The organism is Parafrankia sp. EAN1pec (assembly GCF_000018005.1).
GTDB classification, from domain to species: Bacteria; Actinomycetota; Actinomycetes; order Frankiales; family Frankiaceae; genus Parafrankia; species Parafrankia soli.
Genome location: NC_009921.1, coordinates 5,432,565 through 5,458,882, shown reverse-complemented (window position 1 = coordinate 5,458,882; position 26,318 = coordinate 5,432,565). Strand labels below are relative to the sequence as shown.

At 71.7% G+C, this 26,318-nt stretch carries 22 protein-coding genes and 1 pseudogene; 11 read left to right on the top strand and 12 right to left on the bottom strand.

The genetic code is table 11. The annotated features are described in order from the left end of the window. Nucleotides 1–11: 11 nt before the first annotated feature. Nucleotides 12–1,169, top strand: coding sequence for an acyl-CoA dehydrogenase family protein (locus FRANEAN1_RS22265; RefSeq protein WP_347176712.1), 1,158 nt, complete (start codon nt 12–14; stop codon nt 1,167–1,169). Here the strand turns inward: FRANEAN1_RS22265 and FRANEAN1_RS22260 are convergent. Continuing rightward, nucleotides 1,155–2,024 carry an IclR family transcriptional regulator gene (locus tag FRANEAN1_RS22260; RefSeq protein WP_020462072.1) on the bottom strand — a complete coding sequence of 290 codons (870 nt, stop codon included), beginning with the start codon at nt 2,022–2,024 and terminating at the stop codon, nt 1,155–1,157. The genes FRANEAN1_RS22265 and FRANEAN1_RS22260 overlap by 15 nt on opposite strands. A 65-nt stretch (nt 2,025–2,089) precedes the next feature. Between FRANEAN1_RS22260 and FRANEAN1_RS22255 the strand changes: the two genes are divergently transcribed. The 8 genes from FRANEAN1_RS22255 to FRANEAN1_RS22220 all read left to right on the top strand — a co-directional run bounded on the left by FRANEAN1_RS22255 (nt 2,090) and on the right by FRANEAN1_RS22220 (nt 9,959). Beyond that, nucleotides 2,090–2,905 carry a crotonase/enoyl-CoA hydratase family protein gene (locus FRANEAN1_RS22255; RefSeq protein ID WP_049795729.1) on the top strand — a complete coding sequence of 272 codons (816 nt, stop codon included), beginning with the start codon at nt 2,090–2,092 and terminating at the stop codon, nt 2,903–2,905. Continuing rightward, entirely contained in the window at nt 2,902–4,041 is a 1,140-nt protein-coding gene (locus FRANEAN1_RS22250; RefSeq protein ID WP_020462070.1) for a CaiB/BaiF CoA-transferase family protein, read from the top strand. The genes FRANEAN1_RS22255 and FRANEAN1_RS22250 overlap by 4 nt, the downstream gene beginning before the upstream one ends. Nucleotides 4,042–4,124: 83 nt before the next feature. Then, nucleotides 4,125–4,910: an SDR family oxidoreductase gene (locus tag FRANEAN1_RS22245; RefSeq protein WP_020462069.1), complete on the top strand. Its 786-nt coding sequence runs from the start codon at nt 4,125–4,127 to the stop codon at nt 4,908–4,910. Nucleotides 4,911–4,940: 30 nt separating this feature from the next. Next, complete coding sequence (locus FRANEAN1_RS22240; protein ID WP_020462068.1) at nt 4,941–6,029, top strand: phosphotransferase family protein; 1,089 nt, start codon at nt 4,941–4,943, stop codon at nt 6,027–6,029. 86 nt (nt 6,030–6,115) lie between these two features. Then, nucleotides 6,116–6,934: an enoyl-CoA hydratase/isomerase family protein gene (locus FRANEAN1_RS22235; protein WP_041256345.1), complete on the top strand. Its 819-nt coding sequence runs from the start codon at nt 6,116–6,118 to the stop codon at nt 6,932–6,934. A gap of 245 nt (nt 6,935–7,179) precedes the next feature. After that, nucleotides 7,180–8,154, top strand: coding sequence for an NADPH:quinone oxidoreductase family protein (locus tag FRANEAN1_RS22230; protein ID WP_020462066.1), 975 nt, complete (start codon nt 7,180–7,182; stop codon nt 8,152–8,154). Nucleotides 8,155–8,264: 110 nt separating this feature from the next. Further along, nucleotides 8,265–9,029 (top strand): crotonase/enoyl-CoA hydratase family protein, encoded by a 765-nt coding sequence (locus FRANEAN1_RS22225; protein ID WP_020462065.1) that lies wholly within the window; start codon nt 8,265–8,267, stop codon nt 9,027–9,029. Nucleotides 9,030–9,152: 123 nt separating this feature from the next. Then, the gene (locus tag FRANEAN1_RS22220; RefSeq protein WP_020462064.1) at nt 9,153–9,959 is read left to right on the top strand and encodes an enoyl-CoA hydratase/isomerase family protein; all 807 of its coding nucleotides are present in this window, start codon (nt 9,153–9,155) and stop codon (nt 9,957–9,959) included. A gap of 117 nt (nt 9,960–10,076) precedes the next feature. Here FRANEAN1_RS22220 and FRANEAN1_RS22215 read toward each other — a convergent pair whose 3' ends face one another. The 8 genes from FRANEAN1_RS22215 to FRANEAN1_RS22180 form a co-directional block, all read right to left on the bottom strand. Next, nucleotides 10,077–10,787: an ABC transporter ATP-binding protein gene (locus FRANEAN1_RS22215; RefSeq protein WP_020462063.1), complete on the bottom strand. Its 711-nt coding sequence runs from the start codon at nt 10,785–10,787 to the stop codon at nt 10,077–10,079. Beyond that, nucleotides 10,784–13,753: a branched-chain amino acid ABC transporter permease/ATP-binding protein gene (locus tag FRANEAN1_RS22210; RefSeq protein ID WP_020462062.1), complete on the bottom strand. Its 2,970-nt coding sequence runs from the start codon at nt 13,751–13,753 to the stop codon at nt 10,784–10,786. The genes FRANEAN1_RS22215 and FRANEAN1_RS22210 overlap by 4 nt, the downstream gene beginning before the upstream one ends. Nucleotides 13,754–13,788: 35 nt before the next feature. After that, a complete protein-coding gene (locus tag FRANEAN1_RS22205; protein ID WP_020462061.1) occupies nt 13,789–15,063 on the bottom strand; it encodes an ABC transporter substrate-binding protein in 1,275 nt (424 codons plus the stop codon). Nucleotides 15,064–15,339: 276 nt separating this feature from the next. Continuing rightward, complete coding sequence (locus FRANEAN1_RS22200; RefSeq protein WP_020462060.1) at nt 15,340–16,104, bottom strand: SDR family oxidoreductase; 765 nt, start codon at nt 16,102–16,104, stop codon at nt 15,340–15,342. Next, on the bottom strand, nt 16,101–17,402 hold the full coding sequence (locus FRANEAN1_RS22195; RefSeq protein WP_020462059.1) for an acyl-CoA dehydrogenase family protein: 1,302 nt from the start codon (nt 17,400–17,402) through the stop codon (nt 16,101–16,103). The genes FRANEAN1_RS22200 and FRANEAN1_RS22195 overlap by 4 nt, the downstream gene beginning before the upstream one ends. A 79-nt stretch (nt 17,403–17,481) precedes the next feature. After that, the gene (locus FRANEAN1_RS22190; protein WP_020462058.1) at nt 17,482–18,621 is read right to left on the bottom strand and encodes an acyl-CoA dehydrogenase family protein; all 1,140 of its coding nucleotides are present in this window, start codon (nt 18,619–18,621) and stop codon (nt 17,482–17,484) included. 142 nt (nt 18,622–18,763) lie between these two features. After that, on the bottom strand, nt 18,764–20,002 hold the full coding sequence (locus FRANEAN1_RS22185; protein ID WP_020462057.1) for a MaoC family dehydratase N-terminal domain-containing protein: 1,239 nt from the start codon (nt 20,000–20,002) through the stop codon (nt 18,764–18,766). Nucleotides 20,003–20,090: 88 nt separating this feature from the next. Then, nucleotides 20,091–21,626, bottom strand: a complete 1,536-nt coding sequence (locus FRANEAN1_RS22180) for a class I adenylate-forming enzyme family protein (protein ID WP_020462056.1) — start codon at nt 21,624–21,626, stop codon at nt 20,091–20,093. Between the two features lie 287 nt (nt 21,627–21,913). Here FRANEAN1_RS22180 and FRANEAN1_RS22175 point away from each other — a divergent pair, with 287 nt between their 5' ends. Both FRANEAN1_RS22175 and FRANEAN1_RS22170 read left to right on the top strand, forming a co-directional pair. Then, complete coding sequence (locus tag FRANEAN1_RS22175; protein ID WP_041256341.1) at nt 21,914–23,062, top strand: thiolase family protein; 1,149 nt, start codon at nt 21,914–21,916, stop codon at nt 23,060–23,062. A gap of 63 nt (nt 23,063–23,125) precedes the next feature. Then, the gene (locus FRANEAN1_RS22170; protein WP_020462054.1) at nt 23,126–23,893 is read left to right on the top strand and encodes an SDR family NAD(P)-dependent oxidoreductase; all 768 of its coding nucleotides are present in this window, start codon (nt 23,126–23,128) and stop codon (nt 23,891–23,893) included. An 81-nt stretch (nt 23,894–23,974) separates the two neighbouring features. Here FRANEAN1_RS22170 and FRANEAN1_RS22165 read toward each other — a convergent pair whose 3' ends face one another. The 3 genes and pseudogenes from FRANEAN1_RS22165 to FRANEAN1_RS22155 all read right to left on the bottom strand — a co-directional run. After that, nucleotides 23,975–24,772, bottom strand: coding sequence for an FCD domain-containing protein (locus FRANEAN1_RS22165; protein WP_020462053.1), 798 nt, complete (start codon nt 24,770–24,772; stop codon nt 23,975–23,977). 392 nt (nt 24,773–25,164) lie between these two features. After that, nucleotides 25,165–25,821, bottom strand: coding sequence for an SDR family oxidoreductase (locus FRANEAN1_RS22160; protein ID WP_020462052.1), 657 nt, complete (start codon nt 25,819–25,821; stop codon nt 25,165–25,167). Between the two features lie 110 nt (nt 25,822–25,931). Next, nucleotides 25,932–26,269: pseudogene (locus tag FRANEAN1_RS22155) on the bottom strand (Lsr2 family protein); the annotation flags it as partial. Nucleotides 26,270–26,318 lie beyond the last annotated feature (49 nt).

Here is a 26,318-nt window from a genome sequence, read left to right as displayed (position 1 = left end):
GCGTGGGGTGAATGATGTCGACGGTTCTCCTCGGTGACGAGGAACGCGCCTTGCGCGACTCGGTCCGGTCGTTCCTCGACAAGGTGGTCGCGCCGGAGGTCGGGGAGCACGAGCGGGCGCGCACCTTCCCGTGGGAGCTACTGCCGCAGCTCTACGACTTCGGCTACGTCCGCGGCGGGGTGCCCGAGCCGCTCGGCGGCGACGAGCTGCCGATGATGATGCAGGCGATCCTCATGGAGGAGGCCGGCCGCTGCTGGGGTTCACTGCGCACCACCGTGAACGTCCAGGGCATGGTGGCCCGGACGCTGGCCGCCGCGGCCAGCGAGGACCAGCGGGCGCGGTTCCTGCAGCCGCTGCTGGCCGGGAGCCGCTTCGGCTGGTTCGGGCTCACCGAGCCCGGCGCCGGGTCCGACGCCGGGGCGCTGCGCACGACCGCGCGCGCCAGCAGCGACGGCTATGTGGTCAACGGCAGCAAGCTCTACATCACCAACGCGCTGGGCTGCGACTTCGGCATCCTGTTCGCCCGGGTGATCGACCACGACGGGACCGATCACGGGGTGAGCGCGCTGCTGGTCGACGCCGCCGAGTCCGAGTTCGGCGTGCACGACATCCCGCACATGCCGTTGCGCTCGACGACCAGCTGCGAGCTGTCCTTCCACGACACCTTCGTTCCCGCGGCCAACGTGCTCGGCACGCTGGGCGGCGGGCTGTCGCTGGGCATGAAGGCGGTGAACGCGGGCCGGCTGAACATGGCGATGGGCGCGGTCGGCCTGTCCCAGGCCTGCCTCGAGGCGTCGATCGCGTTCTGCCGGCAACGGGAGCAGTTCGGCAAGCCGATCGCCGCCTTCCAGCTCATCCAGCAGATGGTGGTGGAGATCGCCACGCTCACCGAGACCTCACGGCTGCTGGGGTACAACGCCGCGCGGGCCATCGACGCCGGCGAGCCGGGTCGCTACGAGTGCTCGATGGCGAAGTACTACTGCGGGGAGTCGGCGGGCCGGGCGGCCACGCTGGCCCTGCAGGTGCACGGCGGCGCCGGGCTGATGGAGGAGTCGCCGGTGGAGCGCTACTTCCGCGACGCGCGCGAGGCGACGATCCCGGAGGGCACCAGCCAGATCCAGATCCTGCACCTGGGCAAGGCGCTGCTCGGTCACTCAGCCCTGCGGTGAGCGGACCTCGTCGAGGTCGTGGACCTCGTCGGTCTGACCGGCCGGGCCGGTGGCGGCGGTGACCGCCGCGAAGGGGCGGCCGATCCGGTCGCAGGCCAGCCGCAGCCGGGCGCCGATGTCCGCGGTCAGCTCGTCGGTGAAACGGCTGGTGAAGCCGACGGCCGCCGCGACCAGTGACACCGAGCCGTCGGTGTCGAACACCGGTGCCGCCACCGTGCTCACGCCGAGGGCGAAGCCCTGGTGATCGACCGCCCAGCCGCGCTCGCGGACGGCGTCGAGCTCGCGGGCGAACTCGGCCAGGTCGGTGGTGCTGCGTTCGGTGAACCGGACCAGCCCGCCGGCCAGCGCCTCGGCCGCGGTCGCCGGCGGGTCGAACGCGAGGAACGCGCGCCCGAACGAACCGCCCTGGATCGGCAGCCGCGCGCCCGGCTCGACGGTGATGTGCACCCCGTGGTCACGTTCGAACCGGTCGATGATGGACACCTCGCCGGTGCCGATCCGGCGGTAGAGCACGACCGTGGCCTCGAACTGGGCGACCAGCCCGGCCAGGTCGCGCCGGGCCACCGCGACCAGGTCGAACTGCCGGCTGGCGGCGTTGCCGAGCTCCACGAGCGCCGGGCCGAGGGAGTAGGTGCGGGCGCGCTGGTCGTAGCGGACCGCGTCGAGCTCGACAAGCGAACGCAGGATGTAGAAGGCCGTGCTCTTGTTGAGCCGGGTGGCCGCCACGATCTCGGTCAGCGGCGCCGGCCCGGACCGGGTCAGCGACAGCAGCACACCGAAGGCCCGCTCGATCGCCGGCACCCGCGAGGCGGGGGCGTGGAGTTCGTGGCCGGTCCGGCTGACTCGGTCCGGCATTCGTCCTCCTCGAAGGTGCGGTCTTGACGGCGTGCGGCGCACCTGGTGATGCTAATGCCAGAACGATGTTCTCTATAGAGAACCTGAGTAAGGAGCCTCCGCTGCCAGCATCAGCCCCCTCGGACGACGTCCTGGTGCGCCGTGAGGACGGGGTCCTCACGATCACGATCAACCGTCCCGACCAGCGCAACGCCGTGAACGGCGAGGTCTCCCGCGGCATCGCGGCCGCGCTCGACCTGCTCGACTCGACTCCCGAGCTGCAGGTCGCGGTGCTGCACGGCGCCGGCCCGAGCTTCTGCGCGGGCATGGACCTCAAGGCGTTCGCCGCCGGGGAGAAGACCTCGGACCCGGTGCGAGGCTTCGCCGGGCTGGTCGAACGGCCGCCCGCGAAGCCGTTGATCGCGGCGGTCGAGGGGTGGGCGTTGGGCGGCGGTTTCGAGATCGTCCTCGCGTGCGACCTGGTGGTGGCGGGCCGCGGGGCGCGGTTCGGGCTGCCGGAGGTCCGTCGCGGCCTGGCCGCGCGCGGCGGCGGTGCCTTCCGCCTGCCGCGCCGGCTGCCGCACATGCTCGCCATGGAACTGCTCCTCACCGGCGCCCCGCTCGAGGCCGAGCGCGCGGCTCACTTCGGCCTGGTGAACCGGCTGGTCGACGACGGCGGGGCGCTGGACGCCGCCCTGGCGCTCGCGGGCGTGGTCGCCGAGAGCGCGCCGATGTCGGTGCGGGCGTCCAAGCAGGTCGCGGTGGACTCCGCCGACTGGCCGGTCAGCGAGGGTTTCGACCAGCAGCGGGCGCTGTTCGAACCGGTGTTCGCCTCCAGCGACGCGGCCGAGGGCGTGGCCGCCTTCCGGGAGCGGCGCGCTCCGGTCTGGCGCGACGCATGACGCAGGCGCTGGGCGACGTCACGGTCGTGTGCCTCAGCGCGCTCGGGCCGGTCCCGTTCGCGACCATGCTGCTCGCCGACCTGGGCGCCCGGGTGATCCGGATCGACCGGGCCGACCGGCCCGGTGGCGTCACCGGCCTGCGGCTCGAGGACGATCCCCGTACCCGGGGGCAGCGCGGCATCGGGGTCGACGTCCGGCATCCGTCGGGCCGGTCCGTGGTGCTGCGGCTGGTCGAGACGGCGGACGTGTTCCTGGAGGGAATGCGCCCCGGTGTCGCCGAGCGGCTCGGGCTCGGCCCGGCCGAGCTGCTGGCCGTCAACCCCCGCCTGGTGTACGGGCGGGCGACGGGGTGGGGGCAGTCGGGCCCGCGCGCTCAACAGGCCGGGCACGACATCAATTACGCCGGGCTCGCCGGCGGCCTGTACCCGACCGGACCGGCCGAGCTGCCGCCGCTGCCGCCGCTCAATCTGCTGGCCGACTTCGCCGGCGGCGGTTCCTACCTCGCCCTCGGCGTGCTCGCGGCCCTGCACCACCGCACGGGGACCGGACGCGGCCAGGTGGTCGACGCGGCCATGGTCGACGGCGTCGCCAACCTCACGGCGATGATGCACGGGATGCTCGCGGCCGGCCTGTGGAGCGATCGCCGCGGCGACAACCTGCTCGACGGCGGCGCCCCGTTCTACCGCACCTACCGCACCGCCGACGACGGCTTCGTCGCCGTGGGCGCGCTGGAGCCGCAGTTCTACCGGCTGCTGCTGGAGAACCTCGGGCTCGACCCCGCGCGGTGGCCGCAGCACGACCGGTCGACCTGGCCCGAGCAGGAGCGCGTCCTGGGGGATCTGTTCGCCGCGCGCACCCGGGACGAGTGGACGAAGCTGTTCGACGGCGTCGACGCCTGTGTGACGCCCGTGCTGAGCCTGGCGGAGGCGGCGGCCTCGGCCGAGCTGCGCGAGCGCGCGACCTTCGTCGAGTGGGACGGCGTCGCGCAGCCGGCGCCGGCACCCCGGCTGTCGGCGTCCCCGGCCGTCGAACGTCCCCGGTCGGGCTGGTGCAGCCATTCGGCCGAGATTCTGACCGAGCTCGGGCTGACCGAGACGGAGCGGGCGGCGCTGCGCGACGCGGGTGTGATCGCTTAGAGCTCCGGCGGCGGTGGCGCCGCCCGCGACCGTTCCAGCCGCGGACCCGCCGGCCGCCGCACGACGACGATCGAAGGAGATCCATGCCCGACGAGACGCTGGTCAACGAGACGCCGGCCAAGGAGCACGCTGGCAAGGTCGCGCTGATAACAGGGGGCGGCCGCGGCTTCGGCAAGGCGTTCGGCGCCGCGCTGACCGAGCGCGGGGCGCACGTCGTGCTGGCCGACATCGACGGTGACGTCGCCTCGGCCGCCGCGGCCGAGCTCACCGCGCTCGGCGGCAGCGCGACCGGGGTCACCTGCGACGTGACGGACGAGGCCCGCGTCGGTGAGGTGGTGGCCGACATCGTCCGCGCGCACGGCGGGCTCGACATTCTGGTCAACAACGCGGGGCTGCACTCGGCCGCCTTCAACAAGCCGACCGCCGAGCTCGGCGCCGGCCAGATCCGCCGGCTGTTCGAGGTCAACGTGATGGGTGTCGTCATATGCACGTTGGCCGCGAAGGACGCTATGAGCGGGCGGGCGGGCGCCGCCGTCGTCAACATCTCCTCCTCGGCGGCCTACGCCAACCGGACCGCCTACGGCGTCTCCAAGCTGGCGGTGCGCGGCTTCACCGCGCAGTTCGCCCGCGAGCTGGCCGCGGTCGGCGTCCGGGTCAACGCGATCGCCCCCGGGCTGATCCTCACCGACACCGTGCGGGCCGAGCTGCCCGCGACCGAGGTCGCGCGCGTCCTCGCGCAGCAGGTCCTGGCGCGCGAGGGCGAGGAGCGGGACGTGGTGAACGCGCTGCTCTACCTGGTCTCGGACGCAGCCGCCTTCATCACCGGGGAGACGCTGCGGGTCACCGGTGGGTTCGCGCTCTCGGTCTAGCCCGACCCGAGCTGAGGAAATGAGACACGCATGGCAGATCACCAGGCCGGCACGGCTCACCCGGCTGACGTCGCCCGCCAGGCCGACGTCGCTCACCCGGCCGAACCAGCCCTGACCGCCGACCTGGCGAGGCGGCTGGCGGACCGGCTGCCGCAGTGGCGTGGCGAGTCGCGGGTCGGCGAGGTCCGCCCGCTGACCGGCGGCACGTCGAGTCTGACGTTCCTCGTCGACGTGGCCGGCGTGCCGGCGGCGGAGTCCCCGATCGTGGTCAAGCTCGCGCCGCCCGGCCTGGCGCCGGTCCGCAACCGCGACGTCCTGCGGCAGGCTCGCGTGCAGGCGGCGCTGCAGGGCGGGCGGCGGCAGCTGGCGCCCGACGTCCTGTTCTCCGATCCCGGATCGCCGCCCGGGATCCCGCCGTACATGGCGATGAACCTGGTTCCCGGGGAGTGCGTCGAGCCGGTGCTCAGGTCGGTCGCGGACCGGCCCGCCCCCGAGCTGGTGCGCGCCCGTTTTCTCGACGCGGCCGGCGTCCTGGCCGACCTGCACGACGTCACTCCCGCGGCGGTCGGCCTCGCCGACGAGCCGGTGGTGGACCTGGCGGCGGAGATCGGTCGCTGGCGCCGTGCCTTCGAGACCCTCCCCGACGGGATGCGCGGCGACTACGAACGTGCCGCCGGCGCGCTGGTGTCGACGATCCCCGTGGCGCTGCCGGCCGTGATCAACCACGGCGACTACCGGCTGGGTAACACGCTGTGCGACGGTGCCCGGCTCGCGGCGGTCATCGACTGGGAGATCTGGACCGTCGGCGACCCGCGGGTGGACCTCGCCTGGCTGACGTTCTTCACCGACGATGCCGGGCACCCCGCGGCTGAACCGGGGCCGCCGGCCGGCACACCCACGCCCGACGAGGTCATCCGGGCCTACGAGCGCCGGCGCGGGGTGCCGATCGCCGACCTGGACTGGTTCCACGCCCTCACGCGCTACAAGGAGGCGGCGGCGACCGGGCTGCTGCTGAAGCGGGCGGCCAAGTCCGGCCGGGAGGTGAACGGCGCGCTGGCCCGGATGGTGACCGCGCTGCCGGGACTGGTCCAGGAGACGCTGAAGATCGTTGGGGATTGACCCCACGGCAGACGATCCGAGGTCTGTGGACGCTGGCGCCCGCCGACCGCTGTGGCGAACGGGAGAATTCTGTGGACGACGATGTCATGGGGAGCACGCCCCGCCCGCCCGACGGTGACTGGCTCGGCACGCCGTACCTGAGACTTGAGCGGCACGAGCCGTTCGGGCACCTGGTCGTCGACCGGCCCGAGGCCCGCAACGCGCTCACTCCCGCGATGTACTTCGGCGTGCGCTACGCCGTCCGGCGGGTCGACGCGGACCCGGCCCTCGCCGGCCTGCTGATCACCGGGGTCGGCGACGTGTTCATCCCCGGCGGCGATCTGGGCAAGAACGCCGGCGACCACTGGCTGCACCTCGGCGGGGTTCCCGGGGCCATCGACGTACTTCCCTTCGATGTCCTGCGGCAGAGCGTCAAGCCGGTGGTGGCGGCGGTGAACGGGATCTGCCAGGGCGGCGGCCTCATCATCGCGCTGTGCTCGGACATCGCGGTGGTGAGCGAGCGGGCGACCTTCCGGGTGCCGGAGCTGCTCCGCGGGATCTCGGACACCTACTTCGCCTCGATGCTGGCACGCCTCGTCGGGCCGGTGCGCACGCGCGACCTGATGCTCACCGGTCGCACCCTCACAGCCCAGGAGGCGGTCGAATGGGGCCTGGTGAGTCGGGTCGTCCCCCATGACGAACTCCTCGACGCGGCCGCTGCGGTGCTCGCCCAGTGCTGCCAGACCGCCCCCGGCGCCCGCCGCGATGTCAAGCGCGTGCTGGACCAGTACGGCGGGCTGCACGACCGCATCGCGTTCTTCGACAGCCTGCACCGGGACGAGTCGCGCGAGGGCTTCTCCGCCTTCATCGAGAAGCGTTCGCCCAACTGGGTACCCGAGGCGCTGCGCCGCGACGCCCGCGCCTGACCAGGGACGGCGAGGGACGGCGAGGGACGGCGGCGGAGGGCGGTCGTGCCGGTACCGGTCGCTTGCTGGCGGCTGCGATCTAATATAACTTAGTTATACAATAACGGATCGGTCCGGCGGGTGTGGTGTCCCGGCTCGGCTTCGGCCACGTACGGAGGTTCGATCATCAAGCGACCCGCTGAGAACCCAGGCAGGATCCGAGCCCGAGCCGCCTGCGGGCCCCGCCGCGCGGGCCGGGAGACGCGGTGAGGGCCGCCCGCGTCGAGGCGTACGGCGGTCCGGCCGACGTCGTCATCCGCGACGTACCCGCTCCGGAGGCGACGCCGGGCCACGTCGTCGTCGATGTGGCCGCGGCCGCGCTGAATTTCCCCGACCTGCTGTTGATCGCGGACCGCTACCAGGTGTCGGCGCCGCTGCCCTTCACTCCCGGGTCCGAGTTCGCCGGCCGGGTGGCGGCGGTCGGTGACGGGGTCACCGGTCTCGCCGTCGGTGACCCTGTCCATGGCTCGGTCTTCTCCGGCGCGATGGCCGAGCAGGTGCTGGCGCCCACGACCGCGGTCTCGCCGATCCCGGCCGGGCTGTCGATGGTCGAGGCTGCGGCGTTCCGGGTGACGTACCTGACGGCGTACCACTGCCTGGTCACGATCGGAGAGCTGGCGCCGGACCAGTGGGTCGTCGTCCTGGGGGCCGCCGGAGGCGTCGGCTCCGCGGCGGTCGACATCGCTGTCAGGCTCGGTGCGCGCGTCATCGCCGCGGCCTCGTCACCCGAGCGGCTGGCGGTCTGCAAGGAGCTCGGTGCCGAAACGTGCATCGACTACACGACGGAAGACCTCAAGCTCCGGATCAAGGAGATCACGGGCGGCGGCGCCGACCTCGTCGTCGACCCGGTCGGCGACCGGTGGGCCGAGCCGGCGCTGCGCGCGATCCGCTGGGGTGGCCGCTTCGTCGTCGTGGGCTTCGCAGGCGGTGAGATCCCGCGGATCCCGCTGAACCTCGTGCTGCTGAAGAACATCACGGTGCGCGGGATCGAGCTGCGTACATGGTCCGTGCGGCTGCCTGAGGAGACGGCGCGGGCGCGCGAGGGGCTGGCGACACTGGTGGCGCAGGGGATGCGGCCGCTCGTGTCCGAGGTACACGACCTCGACGACGTGGCCGTCGCCCTGCAGCGCGTCGCCGACCGGGCGCCGACCGCCAAAGTCGTCATCCGCGTCGCGGACTGACGGCGCCGCCCGCACCGCGAGAACTGCAACCGCGACAGCTTCGATCGCGAGAACTGCGACCGCGAGAACTTGGGCCGCGAGAACTTGGGCCGCGAGAACGAGGAGACGGCATGGCAGACTCGGTGCTGGTCGAGCGGCATGACGCCGTCCTGGTCATCACGATCAACCGCCCGGAGGCCAGGAACGCGCTCGACGCCGAGGCCGCGCGCGGCATCGCGGCGGCAGCGGACGAGTTGGACGGCGACCCGCAGCTGCGGGTCGGTGTGCTGACCGGGGCCGGCGGCTCGTTCTGTGCCGGCATGGATCTGAAGGCCTTCCTGCGCGGTGAGACCCCCAACATCAAGGGCCGCGGTTTCGGCGGCATCACCGTCACGCCACCGCGCAAGCCGCTGATCGCCGCGGTGGAGGGCTGGGCGCTGGCCGGCGGCTTCGAGCTGCTGCTGGCGTGCGACCTGGTCGTGGCCGCGGCGACGAGCAGGTTCGGCGTGCCGGAGGTCAAGCGCGCGCTGGTGGCCGGCGGCGGCGCGGCGATGCTGCTGCCGCGCCGGATCGCCTTCTCGGTCGCGCTGGAGCTCCTGCTGACCGGTGAGCCCGTGACGGCGGAGCGGGCGGCAGCGCTGGGGCTGGTCAACCGGGTCGTGCCGGAGGGTGGCGCGCTGGCCGGGGCGCTCGAACTCGCGGCCAAGATCGCCGCCAACGGGCCGTTGGCCGTGGCGACGACCAAGCAGATCGCCCGGGCGCAGGCCGACTGGACGGCCGAGGAGGGCTGGCAGCGGCAGGCCGAGCTGTGCGCCCCGGTCTTCGCCTCCGAGGATGCCCGCGAGGGCGCGACCGCCTTCGCCGAGAAGCGCCCCCCGGTGTGGCTCGGCCGGTGACGGCGCGCTCCGTCGGGTGACCCGCGGTGCCGCGCCGCTCGAGGCCGGCCACCGGGCCGGCACCGAGCGACACCGGGCAGGGGCACCACAGGAACGCCATCCCTACGAGAAGCGGGAGCCGTTATGGCCGACGTCAGCCAGACCCGTCGGTCCGAGACCGACGGGATCCTGACGCTCACCTTCACACGCGACGAGAAGCTCAACGCCGTCAGCCCCGAGATGATCGAGGCGCTGCGCCAGGCCGCGACCGATCTGGGCGAGCGCGACGACCTCAAGGTGCTCGTGATCGCGGCGGAAGGCCGCTACTTCACGGCCGGCATCGACATCCGCCAGAGCGGCGCCGGTGGCAAGCGCGGGTACGCCGCGGACGGCAGCTTCAGCCCGCGGCGGCTGCGCCGTGAGTACCGGCGGCTGCACCTGGTCTTCGACGAGCTGGAGGCGGTCGAGAAGCCCGTCGTGCTGGCCGCGCACGCGCCGTGCCTGGGCGTCGGCCTCGAACTGGCCGCGTCCTGCGACTTCCGGCTGGCGTCCACCGCCGCGGTGTTCTCCCTGCCCGAACTGCCCGCGCTCGCCGTCATCCCGGGCTCCGGGGGCATCAGCCGAGTGACCAGGCTGGTCGGCCCGCACTGGGGCAAGTGGCTCGCGTTCGGGGAGGAGGTCGACGCCCACCACGCCCGGGACATCGGGCTCGTGCACGCCGTCTACCCGGCCGAGGAGTTCTCCGAGCGGGTGAGCGCCTTCGCCCGCAAGCTGGCCCGGCTGCCCTCGGAGGCGGCGGGCGTGGCGAAGGCGGCCGTCGACATCGCCGCGAGCGTCGACCGGCAGACGGCGCGCGACTTCGACCGCTTCGCCAACACCATCCTGTTGACGTCGGACGAGCACCGGGCGCTGACCCGGGCCTTCGAGACGCGCAAGAAGTCCGCTGAGTAGATCTGACGTCCAGTGGCTCTGGCGTCGAGCAGATCTTCGGCGTCGAGGGGACCTGATGCCTAGGGGTGCTGACGCTGCCTGCGTCAGCACCCCTCGGTGTCGCCTGTGCGTTCCAGGTCAGCTGGCCTGGCCCAGGTAGGCGCGCTCGATCCGGCTCTCGTCGGCCGCGAGCTCCTTGGCGTCCCCCCGGAGCACGACGTCGCCGTGCGAGAGGACGATCGCCGTGTCGGAGACGCCGAGGGCGAGCGCCACGTGCTGCTCCACGAGGATGCAGGCGACGCCGGACTCGTCCGCGACCCACCGGATGACCGGCAGGAGAGACTCGACGATCACCGGTGCGAGGCCCATGCTGAGCTCGTCGATGAGAAGTACCTTCGGGTCCTGCATCAGCGCCCGGCCGATCGCCAGCATCTGCTGCTCGCCGCCGGAGAGGTTCCCGGCCGCCACCTTCATCCGGGGCCGCAGGCCGGGGAAGTGGTCGAGAACCTGGTCGACCGTCGTGCCGCCGCGACGGGCGGCCAGCTTCAGGTTCTCGTGGGTGGTGAGGCTCTTGAACAGCGAGCGGTCGTCCGGCACGAGCACCAGCCCCGCGCTCACCGCGGAGCGTGCCGAGCCGGGCTTCACCGCCACCCCGCCGATCTCGACGTGCCCCGCCAGCGGCGGCAGCAGGCCGGCGATCGTCATCAGCAGGGTGGTCTTGCCCGCCCCGTTCGGTCCGATCAGCGCGAGCACCTCACCGGCCCTCAGGGTGAGGTCGGCGCCGCGCACGACCGGCCGGCCGGCCGTGTAGCCGGCGTCCATCCCGGCGCACTGCAATGCGGCGGTCATCGCACCTCCTCCGCATGCACGCGCTCTGCGTGCCCGTGCTCCGCGTGCCCGTGCGTCGTGCCCAGGTAGGCGCGGGTGACCTCCGGGTTGCGCTGGATCTCTGCCGGTGTGCCGACCACGATTACCTCCCCGAGGTTGAGCACCACGATCCGGTCGCACACGTCCAGGACGAGGCCCATGTCGTGGTCGACCATGACGATGGTGATGCCGGCGTCGCGGATGGCCCGCAGCCGCTCGCCCAGCCAGCGGCTCTCGGTCGTGTCCAGCCCGGCGGCCGGCTCGTCCAGCAGGACGATCGCCGGACGCCCGGCCAGCGCGCGGGCGACGGAGACCAGCTGACGCTGCCCGACGGACAGCTCCCGCACCGGGGCTTCGGACACCGCCTCGAGATGCAGGATGGTGAACAACCGGTCGATGTCCACGGGCGACGGCGTGGCGCGGTCGCCCGACGAGCGGACCGCCATCGTGCCCGTCTGGACGTTCTCCCGGACGCTGAGATCGTCGTACAGCTCGATGCCCTGGAAGGTCCGGCCGAGGCCGCGCCGACTCCGCTGATGGGGTTTGAGCCCGTCGAGCCTGCGGCCGAGGAACTCGATCGACCCGGTCGCGTCGGCATAGCCGCTTATCGCGTCGATCAGGGTCGTCTTGCCGGCGCCGTTCGGGCCGATGAGGCCGACGATCTCGCCGCGGTCGACGTCGAAGCTCACGTCCTGGTTCGCGACGACGGCGCCGTAGCGCACGCCGACGCCGCTGACCCGCAGCAGCGGGCCCGCCGTGACCTCGTGGGTGTCGTGGGGTACCGCCAGCTCGGAGGCTGTGGTTGCCGCGACCGCGTCCCTGGCCGGTGCGTTTCCGGCCGGCCGGGCGAGGGAGGCCGGCGATCGGCGTCCGAGCCTGGTGCGCAGCGCGCCCAGATGTTCGTGCACCGGCCCGACGATGCCCTCCGGGTTGAGGATGACGGTGAGCACCAACAGGACGCCGCTGACGGTCGTGTAGTAGTCGCCCAGGGCCACCGTGTCACGGTGGAGGAGGAAGGCCGCCAGGGTCAGCACCCCGACCACACCGGACAGCGCCGGGATCAGCTTCGGTCGGATCTCGGCGACGATCGCGAGGACGGGCAGCCCGACCAGCAGGACGTAGACGCCCAGCGGCAGGCCCTTGTCGACCAGGGTGAAGATGATGCCGCCCGCGCCGATGAGCCCGGCGTTGATGCCGCCGGACACCGACGTGACGCCGGCCAGGTACGCGGTGGCGAACAGCGCGACGCAGCCCATCGCGGTGTACGAGCTGGAGTCCGCCACGGTCTGCTGGTAGGCCAGCATGGCGCCGCCCAGCCCGGCGAGGAACCCGCCGATGGCGAAGGCGACGAGCTTCACCTGCGACACGGAGATGCCCGAGGCGGCGGCCGATCGTTCGTTGGCGCGTACCGCCAGCATCGCCGCCCCCAGCCGGCTGCGGCGCAACAGCACCACGCCACCGGCCACCAGCAGCAGGACGACCAGGCAGAACAGGCCGAACGTGAGGCGTGGGTAGCCGGCGCCGGCGCCGATCCCGAGATTGACGCCGAAGATGCTCGCGTCGTCGATCGGCGAGCCGTTGAACCCGCCGTTGAGGTCCTTGTTGGTGAACCACAGCTTCTCGAGCACCACCGCCAGCGCGAGCGTGGTGACCGCCACCGGCAGGCCGCGGATCCGCAGCGCCGGCAGGCCGACCACCACCCCCACGATCGTCGCGAAGACGGCGGCGAGCAGCGGCGCGATCGGGAACGGCACGTGCAGCTGGTGCTGGATCCGGGTCAGCGCGAACGCGCCGACGCCGGCCAGGGTCAGCTGCGCCAGGGAGATCTGGCCGCTGAAGCCGGTGACGACCACCTGGGACAACGCGATGATCGCCAGGACGAGCGTGGTGATGATCGCTGCCCGGTGGGAACCGTGCGTCGCCGCCAGCGCGGCGAACCCGGCGGCGGCGATGACCACACCGGGCAGCACCATCGACTTCGGTCGCGGCGCCCGGCCGAGGGTCTGCTGCACGATCGAGCCGCGCGAGGGCAGGGTCTGCCCCCGGAAGACCAGGAAGATCAGGATGACGGCGAGCGGGACGAGCTCGGCGAGGCCGGACGACGGCAGCCAGCTCCTGGTCTGCAGGTTCGTGGCCTCCGACTGCAGCATGCCGATGACGAGCCCGGCCGAGACCGCCGTACCGATCCTGGTGAAGTTCCCGACGAGCGCCGTCGCCAGCGCCGGGACGATGAACAGGGTGTAGGACACCGGGGTGAGCGGAACGATGGGCGCGATGAGGATGCCGCCGACACCGGCGATCATGGTGCTCAGGGCCCAGTTGACCAGCGCGATGCGCTGCGGCGACAGCCCAGTGACCAGGGCGCCCTTCTCGGACTCGGCCGCCGCGCGGGTGGCCAGGCCGAACCGGGTGAGCCGGAACCACAGTGTCAGGGCGACCGCCATCACGATGATGATGCCGGCGAACCAGAGCCGGTCGCCGGGAACCCGCTGCCCGGCGACGGTGTAGATGCGCGTCGGCAGGATGGCCGCCACCGAGACCGCGGTCGTGCCCACCTGGACCGCGAGCAGCGCCTGCATGACGATCATCACGCCGATCGACGCGACGGCCTTCGCGGCGGTGGGTGCCGCCCGCATCGGACGGAAGACAGCCGCGTACAGCAGTGATCCCAGCGCCGCGGCGACCACCAGCGAGAGTGCGAACGCCGCCGGGAAGCCCATCCCGTCGATCCCGAGATCGACGGTCCCGGTTAAGCCGGGGATCGGGTTGAGCAGTTTCCCCTGCCGAAGGAAGGCATAGGTGTAGGCGGTGTAGAGGGCAACCGCACCGGTGGCGAAATTGACCACACCCGAGCTGCGGTAGGTGAGGACCAGGCCGAGCCCGAGCGCCGCGTAGACGGCGCCATTACCGAGGCCGAGGATCAGAAAGATGAGGTCGGTGCTACCCATGCCGGTGCGGCCGCCCTTCTAGATGAGGCCCGGACTCAGTTGTCGATGGTTTCGGGCTGCGTGCCCACGCCGTCCTTCACCGTCAGGACGATCTCTCCTGCGGAGCACACCGTGGTCAGGCCGGGAAGCTGCTTGCCGTCGCAGGTGAAGGTGACCCCTGCACCGGCCGGCAGCGGGACGTCCTTGGCCTGCGCGATGGCGGCGAGGATCGAGCTGCTGGTGACGGAGCCGGTCAGCTTGGCGGTGGCCCGGATCAGGCCGAGCATTCCCTGGTAGCCGACCGGCGTGTAGCCCGAGATCGACGCGTCGGGCGCGTACTTGGCCATCACGGTCCGGTAGAGCTGTGCCTCGGGATCGTCGGTCGCGATCGAGGAGACGCCGAAGACCTTGGCGCCCTCTAGCGCGCCGCCCACGGCATCGACCGTCGCCGGGTCGAGGCAGCCGGTGATGCCCAGCTTGGGAATGGTCGGGTCGACCACGCTGAGCGCCTTCAGCGCCGTCGTGCAGCCGGTGGAATTGAAGATCAGGATCGCGGCGTCCGGCTTGCCGGCGAGGCCACTGGTCACCTGGGGCGTCGCGTCCGCCGTGCCGGGCGTGACCGGTACGACGGTGAACTCGATCCCGGCCGCCTTGAACGCGGGGACGCCGATCTTGGCCGCCCCGCCTGTCGCGGCCGGCACGTCGGTCACGAAGGCGGCGACCTTCTTGTAGCCCTGCTCGGCCGAATACGTGGCCATAGCGGAAAGGGTGGCGGCGAAGCCGCCCGTCCACATGTAGGCGTTCTTGCTGGTGAACTCGCCGCTGCTCGCCCCGGCCACCGAGACGTACGGGATGCCGGCCTTGGTGATGATCGGCACGATGGACTCGCCGAAGCCAGTCGTGGTGACCACGACGGCCGCGACCTTGTCCTCGACCATCTGGTTCGCGCACTTGACCGACGAGGCGACGTCCTCGAGGATCCCGCAACGGTCGATCTCGATCGGGTGGCCGCCGATGCCCCCCAGATGGGCGTTGGCGTACTCGGCCGCCGCGACGGCGGCGTCGCCGATGTCGGGATCGGACAGCGCGGGACCGCCCTCGGTGTTGAGTAACCCGATCTTCACCGGGTCGCCGCTCGCCGCCTTGCCCGGGAAGTAGCTCGCGAGGGCGGAGGGAATGGCGGTGCTGGCGGTGGTCGGCGCGGAGCCGCCGCCGTCCGACCCGCTGTCGCTGCCGCAGGCCGCCGCACCGATCAGCGTTGCCGCGGCGATGGCCGCCACCGCCCCGCGGCGTGTCGCCCGGGTGGCGAGCCTGTGTTCCGTCTTGATCATGTGTCGTCCCGCTCGTGTAAGGCGGGCGGCCGTGCACCCGCGTCAGTGATCAGCCCGCCTGAAAAGCAAGCAGGTAGATGATTGAACTAGATTAGTAGGCCACCAGCTAGATTTTGTCAATGATCTAACTAGGTGAACTCTTGCTAGTGGTCACGTCTGTGACCCGCGCGTTCGGGTGCGATCGGCGCCTAGGCCGGGCGGCTCGGTGCGCTCCGGGACGCCCCGCTCCGCGGGTGGGCGCCCGGCGATGGGTGCGGTTCGGGTACGGCGTCGGGGTCAGTGCAGTCCGCCGTCGACCCGGATGAGTGATCCGGTGGTATAGCTCGAGGCCGGGGAGGCCAGGTAGAGCGCGGTGGTGGCGATCTCCTCCGGGTTGCCGGCGCGGCCGGCCGCGTTCTTCCACGTCCGCTTGCTCTCGTCGGGCCAGTGCTTGGAGATGTCGGTGAGGAACGGCCCCGCGGAGATCGTGTTCACCCGGACGTTGGGCGCGAACTCCAGGGCGAGCACGGTGGTCAGCGCGTTGAGCGCCGCCTTCGCGCCGGCGTACGGCCCGAACCGGGGGGACGGGAACAGCGCGCCGCTGGACGAGATGTTGATGATGGAGCCGCCGTCGCCGTCGTGCATCCGCTGTCCGATCAGCGAGCTCAGCCGGAACGGGCCCTTGAAGTTGACCCCGAGCACCTTGTCGAAGAGGTCCTCGGAGGTCTGCGCCGAGGACGGCGCCAGCGGTGACATGCCGGCGTTGTTGACGAGGACGTCGACCCGGCCGAAATGGCTGTAGGCCCGGTCGACGAGGTGATCGCACTCGGCCCAGCGCCCGACGTGGGCCGCGACCGGCAGGGCTTTCCGGCCGAGCTCCTCGACCTGTGCCGCCAGCTGCTCGCAGCTGTCGAGCTTGCGGCTGGCGATCACCACGTCGGCGCCGGCGCGGGCGAAGGCCAGCACCATCTCCCGGCCGAGGCCCCGGCTGCCGCCGGTGACCAGGACGATCTTGCCGGTGAGGTCGAACAGGCCGGCGGGTTGGCCGTCGGCGCTGGTCACAGCCCGAATTCCTGGAGAACGTCCGCGTACCGCTCGCGGGCGGCGGCGCGCCGGGTCGGCAGGTGCTCGGTGGGGAAGAGGCCGGGCGCCGGCCGGTAGCCCTTCAGGACCTGCTTGGCGACGGTGGCCTTGTGCACCTCGGTGGGCCCGTCGGCGAGGGCGAGCTGCGGTACGCCGGCCCACCAGGCGCCGAGCGGGGTCTCGTGGGTGGTGCCCAGCGAGCCGTGCAGGTGCAGTGCCCGCTGGATGATGTCGTGCTGTACCTGCGCCAGGGCGACCTTGCACATCGCGATGTGGGTGCGGGCCGCGCCGTGCGGCTGGGTGTCGATGATCCACGCCGTCTGCAGGACGAGCAGCCGGAACTGCTGGAGCTGGATCGCCGAGTCGGCGACGAAGCCCTGCACGAACTGGTGCTCGGCGAGGACCTTGCCCTGCGTGTGACGCGACAGCGCCCGCTCGCACAGCATGTCGAAGGCCCGCTGGCACTTGCCCACGACCCGCATGGCGTGGTGGACGCGGCCGCCGCCGAGCCGGGCCTGGGCGACCTTGAAACCCTCGCCCGGCGCGCCGAGCATGGCGTCCAGCGGGACCCGCACCCGGTTGTAGCGGATGTAGCCGTGGATGCCCTCGTCGAAGTCGTCCCGCTCGTTGATGGTGCCGACGTTGCGCAGGATCTCGATGCCGGGCGTCTCGGCGGGCACCACGAGCATGGACATCCGCCGGTGCGGGGCGGCGTCGAGGTCGGTGACCGCCATGACGATCAGGAAAGCCGCGTAACGGGCGTTCGAGGAGAACCACTTCTCGCCCTCGATGACCCATTCGTCGCCGTCCCGGGTCGCCGTGCAGGCGAACTCCTTCGGGTCGGCGCCGCCCTGCGGCTCGGTCATCGAGAAGCAGGAGACGATCTCGCCGTCGAGCAGCGGCTGCAGGTAGCGCTGCTTCTGCTCCGGCGTGCCGAACATCGCGAGGATCTCGGCGTTGCCGGTGTCGGGAGCCGCCGTGCCGAAGACGGTGGGCGCCCAGTAGGAGCGGCCGAGGATCTCGTTCATCAGCGCGAGCTTCATCTGGCCGAAGCCGTGGCCGCCCAGCTCCGGTCCCAGGTGACAGGCCCACAGCCCCTGCTCGCGGACCTGCGCCTGCAGCGGCTTCAGGATGGCTCGCGACGCCTTGTTGTGGACGTCGTACGGATCGCCCCCGTGCGGGAAGAGCAGGTCGAGGGGTTCGCACTCCTCGCGGACGAATCGTGCCATCCAGTCCAGCTTCTCCTGGAACTCAGGCTCGGTCGAGAAATCCCACATGCGCCGCTCCGCGGTCGGTCGAGGCCGTCGAGGCCCTGGATATCGAAGCCCCGGAATGTCGAGGCCCTGGAATTGGGATTCAGGTGTCGAGGCGCGACCGGTCTCCGGCCGGCCGCCGGTCGGGGGCGGATCCGACCTCGACACCGCGGGCCTGCGCCAGCAGCGCGACCACCCGCTCGTAGTGCTCGGCGGGTGCGCCGAACAACACCTCGTCGACCTTCACCCGGCGCAGGTACAGGTGCAGGTCGTGCTCCCAGGTGAAGCCGATGCCGCCGTGCGCCTGGAGCGCCTCGCCGGCGAGTGCGCTCATCCCCTCGGCGGTGAACGCCTTGGCCGCGCTCGCTGCCAGATCACCGTCGTCGGCCCCGGCGTCCAGCGTCATCGCGGCGTAGTAGGTCGCGGCGCGGGCGCCCTTGACGAGCGTGAGCATGTCCGCGACCTTGTGCTTCACTGACTGGAAGCTGCCGAGTGGCCGGCCGAACTGCTCGCGCACCAGAACGTGCTCGACGGTCATCTCGAGCAGCCGTTCCCCGGCGCCGAGGGCGTCCGCGGCGGTGAGGACGCCTGCCGCGGCCACCAGCCACCGCACCTGCGCGGGCCCGCTCGCGGCGACGTGGGTCGCGGGTACCCGGAGGCCGGTGAGAGCCACGTCGTACCAGCCGCGCGTCTCGTCGAGCGTGCGGCGGCGGCGGGTGCCGCCGGGCGGCGTCGGCACCAGGACGGCGGCGGGACCGTCGTCCGTCGAGGCGGTCACGAGCAGCCAGTCGACGGCCGCGGCGGCCTGCACCGCCGTCACGTGGCCGTCGAGGACCAGCGCGTCGCCGTCGCGTGCCGCGCGCACCGTGCCGTGGTGGGCGAGGCTGGCCCGCGCCTGGCCGTTGGCCAGCGCGGCCGCCACCGGGCCGAGCTCGGGGTGTCCGGACCGGGCCGCGGCGAGCGCCACCAGCGCGGTCTCGACAACCGGGCCGGGGGCGACCGCGCGGCCGATCTCCTCGGCGACCAGGCTCAGCTCGACCAGCCCCTGGGCGGAGCCGCCCAGCTGCTCGGGCGCCGCGAGGCCGGTCCACCCGAGTTCCACGCCGTGCTGCCACAGCTTGTCGTCGATGTCGCCGCCGGAGCCGACGAGCGAGCGCACCCGGGCGGGAGGGCAGTGGGTGGACAGCATCGTTCGAGACACCTCGCGGAGCATCGCCTGCTCCTCGGTGAGTTCGAAGTCCACGGGGCAGCCGCCCTCCTCGTCGCTGGACCCGCGGACCGTGACGGCCGGCGGCGATCCGCATGATATAGACCAATAATCTAATTATTTGTGGTGGTTGGCAAGGAACTCTGGCGGAGGAAACCCACGGGAGGGATCCGGCCGCTCACGCGAGCCGGGCGATCTCGACCTCGAGGAGTTCGTCGAGCGTGTCGGCCGGGGGCGCGGGGAGCGTGACCGGGGCCTCGCGGGTCGGCAGCAGCACGACGGCCGTCCCCGGCGTCGTCGTCTCGCCGCGCTGGTTCTGGCAGCTCAGTTCGAGGTGTACCTCGTTGCGGCCGTCCACCCGCACCTTGTCGACGACCCGCCCGCGCACCCAGGTGGTGTCGCCGATGTAGTTGAACCGGCGGTGTTCGCAGCGCAGCCGGAACAGCCAGCCGTCGTCGCCCATCCAGTCGGTCAGCGCGTGCGTCAGCCAGGTCTCCCGCATGGCGCCGTAGTCGTAGCTCATCGGCAGCCCGAGCTCGGCGGCGCGCTCGGGCTCCCAGTGCAGGCGCTGCACGGTGTCGGGGATGTTGCGGGAGTTCGGCGGGTACAGCCCCGGCGCCTTCCTGCGGATCCTGCGTGAGATCCCGTACGCGCCGGGCGGGGTGAGCTGCATGCCCCAGCCGACGTGCCAGACGACGATGTCGGTGACGACGAGCGGGCCCTTGACCCGCGGCTGGATCTCCTCGCCGATCTCGACGTCCTCGAAATAGCGGGTCACGGCGCCGCGACGGGTCTCGCGGTCGTAGGCCGCGTCGATCTCGGCGAGCTGGGAGTCGGAGTAGGGCGGGAAGTCGACCGGCGGCTTGGCCGACGACCGCTGCCTGCTGGTGTGGCGTTCGGCGTTGATCCAGGTACCCCGCTGGACGGCCACGATCTCACCCGCGCCGTTGGCGAACAGGAAGTCGTTGGTCACGTGAGCCGACCGGCCCCCGAAGCTGCTCCGCTTGTCCTGGACGCCGACCTGCGCCCGGATCATCCGGCACCGGTCGCCGGCCCGCAGCGGCCGGTAGTACTCGAACTCCATGGCCGCCTGGTACGAGCCCAGGCCGGCGAAGGGGTCGCCCTTCAGCAGCTGCTTCTGCTCCGGCGTCGGGTCCGGCGCGGCGTTCTCGCCCATGCAGTAGAGGAAGTTCGGGGGAGCGATCAACCCGCCCCAGCGGGTGGTGCGGCCGTAGTCGCGCTCGCAGTAGAGCGGATTGTCGTCGCCGTAGCCGAAGGCGAAATGGCGGGTGGCGTCGACGTGCACCTCGGTGATGTGCGGCGGGCGCAGGCGCTGCGGGACCCCGGTCCGTCGCCGCGCCCGTTCGAACGCCTCGTCGGTGAGAACGCCGTAGGCCGAGGTCTGCTGTGTGGTCATACCTGTTCTCCTCTTCTCCCGTCGAGCCCATCGAGCCCGTCGACGTGCGCAGCGTCGTTGCGGCCGCCGTGGTGTCCCGGCGCGCGCGTCAGGTCGCGGTGGGCCGGCGGGCGAAGATCTGCTCCCGGACGAGGGCGCGGCTCACCTTCAGCGACGGGGTACGCGGCAGCGCGTCGACGATCGCGAGGTCGACCGGCCGCTGGTAGCGCGTCAACCGGGCCGAGAGGAACTCCATCAGCTCCGCCTCCGTCGCGGGCGCGCTCAGTGTGACCGCGACCACCGGGACCTCGCCCAGCCGCGGGTCGGCGAGTCCCACGGCCGAGGCCTCGTCGACCGCCGGGTGCTGGGCCAGGGCCTCCTCGATCACGCTCGGCGGGATCTTGAAGCCGCCGCGGCTGATCGCGTCGTCGGCCCGGCCGTGGATGAACAGGAAGCCGTCGTCGTCGATCGAGGCCAGGTCGGTGGTGCGGATCCAGGCACCACCGTCGTCGGACAGCTGTCCCCCGCGCGCCTCGAGCAGCCCGACCGCGCCCGGCGCGAGAACCGTCGCGCTGTCGCGATCCACCACCCGCAGGTCGATGCCGTCGTACGCGCGCCCGACGCTGCCTCGCTTGCGAGTGCCCCATTCCCGCTTGTCGTCGATGGTCCAGCCGGCGATCGCGCCGGCGAACTCGGTGGCGCCGTAGGTGCCGAGGACCGGGACCCCGTAGCGGTCTTCGAAGGCGTCGGCGAGTTCGGCGGGCAGGGGCGCGGTCCCCGAACCGACGGCGAAGACGTTCTCGAAGACGTCCCGAGGCAGGTCGGCGTTGAGCACCATGCGCATCGCGGTCGGGGCGAGGCGGACATAGCCCGGCCGGTGGCGGCGGACGAGCTCGGCCCAGGCCTGGACCTCGAACTTCTCGAGCAGGGCGATGCTCCTGCCCTCCATCGCGTGGGCGATCGCGAAGTAGAGGCCGCTGATGTGGGCGAGCGAAGCCCAGAGGATGGCGGTCCGCCGGTGCAGGCGAAGCTCCCGGCCCTCGTCGACGGGGGTTCCCGCGGCGCGGAACGCCGCGGCCATCCGCTGGTAGGTGAGCTCGACGCGCTTGGGCCGGCCGGTGGTGCCGCTGGTCATCATGAGGACGGCGACGTCGGCGGCGGGCTTGTACGCGGGGGACGGCGGGGCCGGCATCGGGTGCCGGACGAACGCCCGGCCGGGGCCGGTGCGCAGCGCGATCGCGCCGACAGCCGTCGTGGCCTCGACCATCGCGGCGCGGGCCCAGTCCTCCTCGTCGGCGACGACCACGTCGGGTGCCAGATCGACGATGTCCTCGGCCAGGCCGGTGTCCCCGAGGTGCGGGCTCAACGTCACGACCGTCCGGCCGGTGGCGATGGTGGCGATCACGGAGCACAGCTGGCCGGGGCGGTTGCGCAGCACGATCCCGATCTGCCGGGCCCGCGGGTACTCGGCCAGCAGCGCGTCCAGATCGGTGATGGCGTCGGCGTAGTAGGACCAGGGGAAGGTGCGGTCACCGAAGGTCAGCGCGGTCGCGGCGGGGTCGAGCGCCAGCACGCCGAAGATCCGCCGGGCGATCAGGCTGCGGGCGCTGTCCCCGACGGACGACGCCGAGTCATGCGTGCTCATGCGGGCCTTTCCGGATGGTCGATTCCGTGGCGAGCGGGCGGTACCGCGCCATGACCGAGGCGGTCCAATCCGTTCACCGTACGCTATAGGTACAATAAGATAACTGATAGGTCGGTTGCCGGCGAGTGTCCGCCGTCGCTCGGCCGCCCTCGGCGATCTCGTGGCGGAGGTGCCGACCTCGGCGCCGGTCTCGAGGGCGGCCACGTTGACAGGCGGGGAGTCGGCTCCTAGCTTGTTCTCTCAGTTGAATTATGTTCAAGGTAGTGAACTCGATGAAGGGGGTTACCGTGCGGGACGCCGTCATCGTCGAAGCGGTACGGACGCCGATCGGTCGGCGCAACGGCACGCTGCGGGGCGTTCACCCGGTCGATCTGGCCTCGGACGTGCTCCGGACGCTCACCGAGCGTGCGCAGGTCGCCCCCGAACTCGTCGACGACGTCATCTTTGGCTGCGTCACTCAGATCGCCGACCAGTCGACGAACGTCGCCCGCCTGGCCGTGCTGGCCGCCGGCTGGCCGGAAAGCATCCCGGGGGTGACGCTGGACCGGGCCTGCGGCTCGAGTCAGCAGGCGGTCCACTTCGCCGCGGCCGGGGTGATGGCGGGCCAGTACGACCTCGTCGTCGCCGGCGGCGTCGAGTCGATGAGCCGGGTTCCGCTGGGTTCGGCCCGGGCCGTCGGTGAGCCGTTCGGCCCCCGGGTGCGCGCGCGCTACCAGCGGGACAGCTTCAGTCAGGGTCTCGGCGCCGAGGAGATCGCGCACCGGTGGGGCCTGTCCCGGACCCGGCTCGACGAGTTCGCCCTGGAGTCGCACCACCGCGCGATGGCGGCCGTCGACTCGGGCGCGTTCGACGCGCAGCTCGTTCCCGTCGAGGGACCGGACGGCGTCCTCACCGCCGACGAGGGGGTGCGGCGGGAGACGACGCTCGAGAAGCTCGGTGCGCTGAAGCCCGCGTTCCGCGAGGACGGGGTGATCCACGCGGGCAACAGTTCCCAGATCTCCGACGGCAGCGCGGCACTGCTGATCACGACCAGCGAACGGGCGGCCGAGCTGGGCCTGCGACCGCTCGCTCGCTTCCACGCCGGTACGGTCGCCGGTGACGATCCGGTGATCATGTTGACCGCTCCGATCCCCGCGACGGAGAAGGTCCTGAAGCGGGCCGGGCTCACGATCGCCGACATCGGTGTGTACGAGGTGAACGAGGCGTTCGCGAGCGTTCCGCTCGCCTGGGAGATCGAGACGGGCGCCGACCACGCCCGGCTGAACCCGCTCGGGGGCGCGATCGCGGTGGGCCACCCGCTCGGCGCCTCGGGCGCGATCCTGATGACCCGCATGATCCACCACATGCGCGACCACGGCATCCGCTACGGCCTGCAGACCATGTGCGAGGCCGGCGGCATGGCCAACGCGACCGTCATCGAGCTGATCGGTGCCTGAGGCCGGGCCGGGCCCGGGCCGCGGCATCGACGGTTTCTCCCGCCCGTCGCCCCGAGGAGCGTCATGAACCTGAAGTCCGTCCCGGCATTCGTCACCGGCGGCTCGTCCGGCCTGGGCCTGGCGACCGCGCGACGGCTGGCCGCCGCGGGAGCGGAGGTCGCGATCGCCGATCTCAACCCGCCGGGAGAGGACGTCCTCGCCGCGCTCGGCGACCGGGCCGTCTACATCGAGACCGACGTCGCCGACGAGGCCTCGGTGAACCACGCCCTGGACGTGGCCCAGCAGGCGCACGGCACGCTGCGCGCGGTCGTGCACTGCGCCGGTCGCGGCGGAGACCGCGTCCGCATCCTCGACCGGGACGACCGGCCGGGTGCCCTGGACACCTTCGCCGAAGTCGTGCGGGTGAACCTGATCGGCACCTACAACGTCCTGCGCCTGGCGGCCGCGCGGATCGCCGCGGGCGAGATCGTCGACGGCGAGCGTGGCGCCGTCGTGCTGACGGCCTCGGTCGCCGCGTTCGACGGCCAGATCGGGCAGACGTCCTACACCGCGGCGAAGGCTGGTGTGCACGGGATCACGCTCGTGGCCGCGCGCGACCTGGCCAGCCGGCAGATCCGCGTCAACACGATCGCGCCCGGCGTCTTCGACACCCCGATGCTGGCCCGGCTGCGCGCGGACATCCGCGAGGCGCTCGAGCGCACCGTGCCCCATCCCAGTCGGCTCGGCTCACCCGAGGACTACGCCCACATGGCGATCAGCCTGCTCGAGAACCCGTATGTGAACGGCGAGACCGTCCGGCTGGACGGGGCCATCCGGATGGCCGCTCGCTGAACCGTCCCGTCCGCCGGCCGCCGGCGAAACCCGCCTGAACGTCCGTCCGAAACGGGTCCGGCGGCCGGCGCGCCGGCCGGGTCAGGAGAACAGCTCGACGACGGACTTGTTCTTGAGGTCGTCCTTGAGCAGGTACTGGGCCGCGGCCTCCATGTGCGAGCGCCAGTGCCGCTCCGCCATGTCGGCGTTCCGGTTCCGGATCAGGCTGATGAACCTCTCGTACGAGCGGATCACCCGCTGGAAGCGCTCCGGCGTGTCGTTCTCGTCGTAGCGCTGGACCCGCGTGCGGATGTGCGTCGCCACGATGTCCTGCAGGACCGCGCCCTGGACCGCCAGGGTTCTGTTGCCCGAGCGCTGCAGGATCAGTTCGTGGAAGCGGTAGGTCAGCGACGACCAGACGTCGGGGTCCGGCACGAACGTCCCGTGCTTGGCGACCTCGGCCTTCAGCGCCTCGACCACCTCGGTCAGATCGGCGATGTCCTGGTCCTCGCGCCGCTGCGCGAGCAGCCGCGCACAGGCGGGCTCGGAGACCATCCGGGCCTGGTAGACGTCGTCGATCGTCGTCCCCTGGATCTGCAGCTGCAGCCCGACGGCTCGGGCGGCGACCGAGAGGTCCGGCGTGGTCACCTGCGCCCCGCCGCGGCTGCCCCGGCGGACACTGATGAGCGACTCGGCCTCGAGGATGCGGAACGCCTCGCGCAAGGTCGGCCGCGATACACCGAACTGCTCCATCAGCTGGGTCTCGGGTGGCAGGGTCTGCCCGGTCCGCAACTCGCCCCGCACCACCTGACCTCGCAGGTGAGTTGCGATGATCTCAGCGGTCTTCGGGGCGCGCACGATCATGCCGACCTGCGCAGTCGAGCTTCTCAAGCCGCTCACGCACGCTCCAAATCGTCAGCTAGGTATGAATAGAGTAGCTGGTACTCTGATTGGCGTCAGATTCGTACCGTACCGCTCTTCCTACAGATGGTGATGTAGTTAGCTTGTTAAGCTAAGTTAGCGCTAATGGTAGCGTGAGTAGTGCCCAAGCCCCGCGTGGGGGGCGTGGTGGCCGCCTCGTAGCCGGGAAACCCGGATCTCCCGCCCCTCGTCAGCATCCACCGGTGAGGCCGCGGGTGCTGAAGGTCACCGCCTGCACGCTGTCGCCGGCCGGACAGCCGCACGCCGAGGCGGGAGGCGGCCCTCGCGGCTGTCACCGTCCCAGTCGAGTGCCGCCAGCCGTTCCGGCCTGTCTCACCGTGGCACGCCGGGCGCCCATCATCATGGCTGGCTCAGTACCCGTTGGCGCTTGGTCGGCCCTGAGCGCCGTCTACGGCGATGGTGGCTCCGTTCACCCAGCTGGCGCGCTCTGAGGGCAGGAAGGTGACCACGTCCGCGACCTCGTCGACGGTGCCCAGTCGGCGGGCGGGGAAGTCTCGCTGGACGAACTCGTCGAACTCGTTCGGGTGGCGCCGGGAGTACCGCTCCCACCCGCCGTCGGGGAAGAGGACGGATCCCGGGCTCACGGCGTTGACGCGGATGTTGAGCGGGCCCAGTTCTCGGGCGAAGGTCGAGGCCAGGTAGTTCTCCGCGGCTTTGGCCGCCCCGTACTGCGCCCGTGGCGACGGCTTCGACGCGGAGATCGACGAGACGATGACGACCGCGCCGCCGCCGACGTTCGCGACCAGCAGGTCGACGCCACCGAGGGCCGCGGCGGCGGCTTCGACGAAGCGTTCGACCTCGCCCGGTCTGGTCACGTCGGCGATGACGCCGACGACGTCGGACTCGGCGCGTCCGAGGCCCGCTGTCGCTTCCGCGAGCGTGTCGGGATCGCGTCCGCAGATCCCTACCCGGCAGCCTTCGGTCGACAGGCGGGCGGCGATCGCGTGCCCGATGCCGCGCGAGCCTCCGGTGACGAGTGCGGCCTTACCGTTCAGATGAAGATCCACGGAATTTGTGTCCCCGGCTCGTTGGCGACGGCTGTTCGGGATGAACTTTCCGCACCGTGCGACCGGAGGGAGCGCGGCGCACCACCACGGCCACCCCGGAATGCTACTCGGTGAGCCTTGTCGAACGCCTCGACGATGTCTGACGCGATACGACCCGGTCGCTCACCGGGTAGCCGTCGCTGCGCGCCCACTCGCGGATATCGGCGGTGCGGTCGGTTTCCGCGGAACGCGGTGAGGCGGTGCGCGCGCCGCGCCGCCCGCTGTCGGAACGACCACCGGACCGGCGGGCCGCCGTCACGAACGAGGCCAGTGACTCCCACATTTTTGTGGCGTTCGTCTCCGACAGGTCGATCTCATAGCGTGCGCTGTCCAGTCCGGACCGGATGGTCTCGTCGGCCGTCTCCCCACCGATGTCGTCGATCAACGAAACGATGGTCTTCCGCGCCATGAGTGTTCCTCGTTCATACGGGTGGACGGGGTATCCGCCAGGTATTTAG

Coding starts and splice junctions, on each gene's coding strand:
- FRANEAN1_RS22265 (WP_347176712.1), top strand. CDS start 12: ATGATGTCGACGGTTCTCCTCGGTGACGAGGAACGCGCCTTGCGCGAC.
- FRANEAN1_RS22260 (WP_020462072.1), bottom strand. CDS start 2,024: ATGCCGGACCGAGTCAGCCGGACCGGCCACGAACTCCACGCCCCCGCC.
- FRANEAN1_RS22255 (WP_049795729.1), top strand. CDS start 2,090: ATGTTCTCTATAGAGAACCTGAGTAAGGAGCCTCCGCTGCCAGCATCA.
- FRANEAN1_RS22250 (WP_020462070.1), top strand. CDS start 2,902: ATGACGCAGGCGCTGGGCGACGTCACGGTCGTGTGCCTCAGCGCGCTC.
- FRANEAN1_RS22245 (WP_020462069.1), top strand. CDS start 4,125: ATGCCCGACGAGACGCTGGTCAACGAGACGCCGGCCAAGGAGCACGCT.
- FRANEAN1_RS22240 (WP_020462068.1), top strand. CDS start 4,941: ATGGCAGATCACCAGGCCGGCACGGCTCACCCGGCTGACGTCGCCCGC.
- FRANEAN1_RS22235 (WP_041256345.1), top strand. CDS start 6,116: ATGGGGAGCACGCCCCGCCCGCCCGACGGTGACTGGCTCGGCACGCCG.
- FRANEAN1_RS22225 (WP_020462065.1), top strand. CDS start 8,265: ATGGCAGACTCGGTGCTGGTCGAGCGGCATGACGCCGTCCTGGTCATC.
- FRANEAN1_RS22220 (WP_020462064.1), top strand. CDS start 9,153: ATGGCCGACGTCAGCCAGACCCGTCGGTCCGAGACCGACGGGATCCTG.
- FRANEAN1_RS22215 (WP_020462063.1), bottom strand. CDS start 10,787: ATGACCGCCGCATTGCAGTGCGCCGGGATGGACGCCGGCTACACGGCC.
- FRANEAN1_RS22210 (WP_020462062.1), bottom strand. CDS start 13,753: ATGGGTAGCACCGACCTCATCTTTCTGATCCTCGGCCTCGGTAATGGC.
- FRANEAN1_RS22205 (WP_020462061.1), bottom strand. CDS start 15,063: ATGATCAAGACGGAACACAGGCTCGCCACCCGGGCGACACGCCGCGGG.
- FRANEAN1_RS22195 (WP_020462059.1), bottom strand. CDS start 17,402: ATGTGGGATTTCTCGACCGAGCCTGAGTTCCAGGAGAAGCTGGACTGG.
- FRANEAN1_RS22185 (WP_020462057.1), bottom strand. CDS start 20,002: ATGACCACACAGCAGACCTCGGCCTACGGCGTTCTCACCGACGAGGCG.
- FRANEAN1_RS22180 (WP_020462056.1), bottom strand. CDS start 21,626: ATGAGCACGCATGACTCGGCGTCGTCCGTCGGGGACAGCGCCCGCAGC.
- FRANEAN1_RS22170 (WP_020462054.1), top strand. CDS start 23,126: ATGAACCTGAAGTCCGTCCCGGCATTCGTCACCGGCGGCTCGTCCGGC.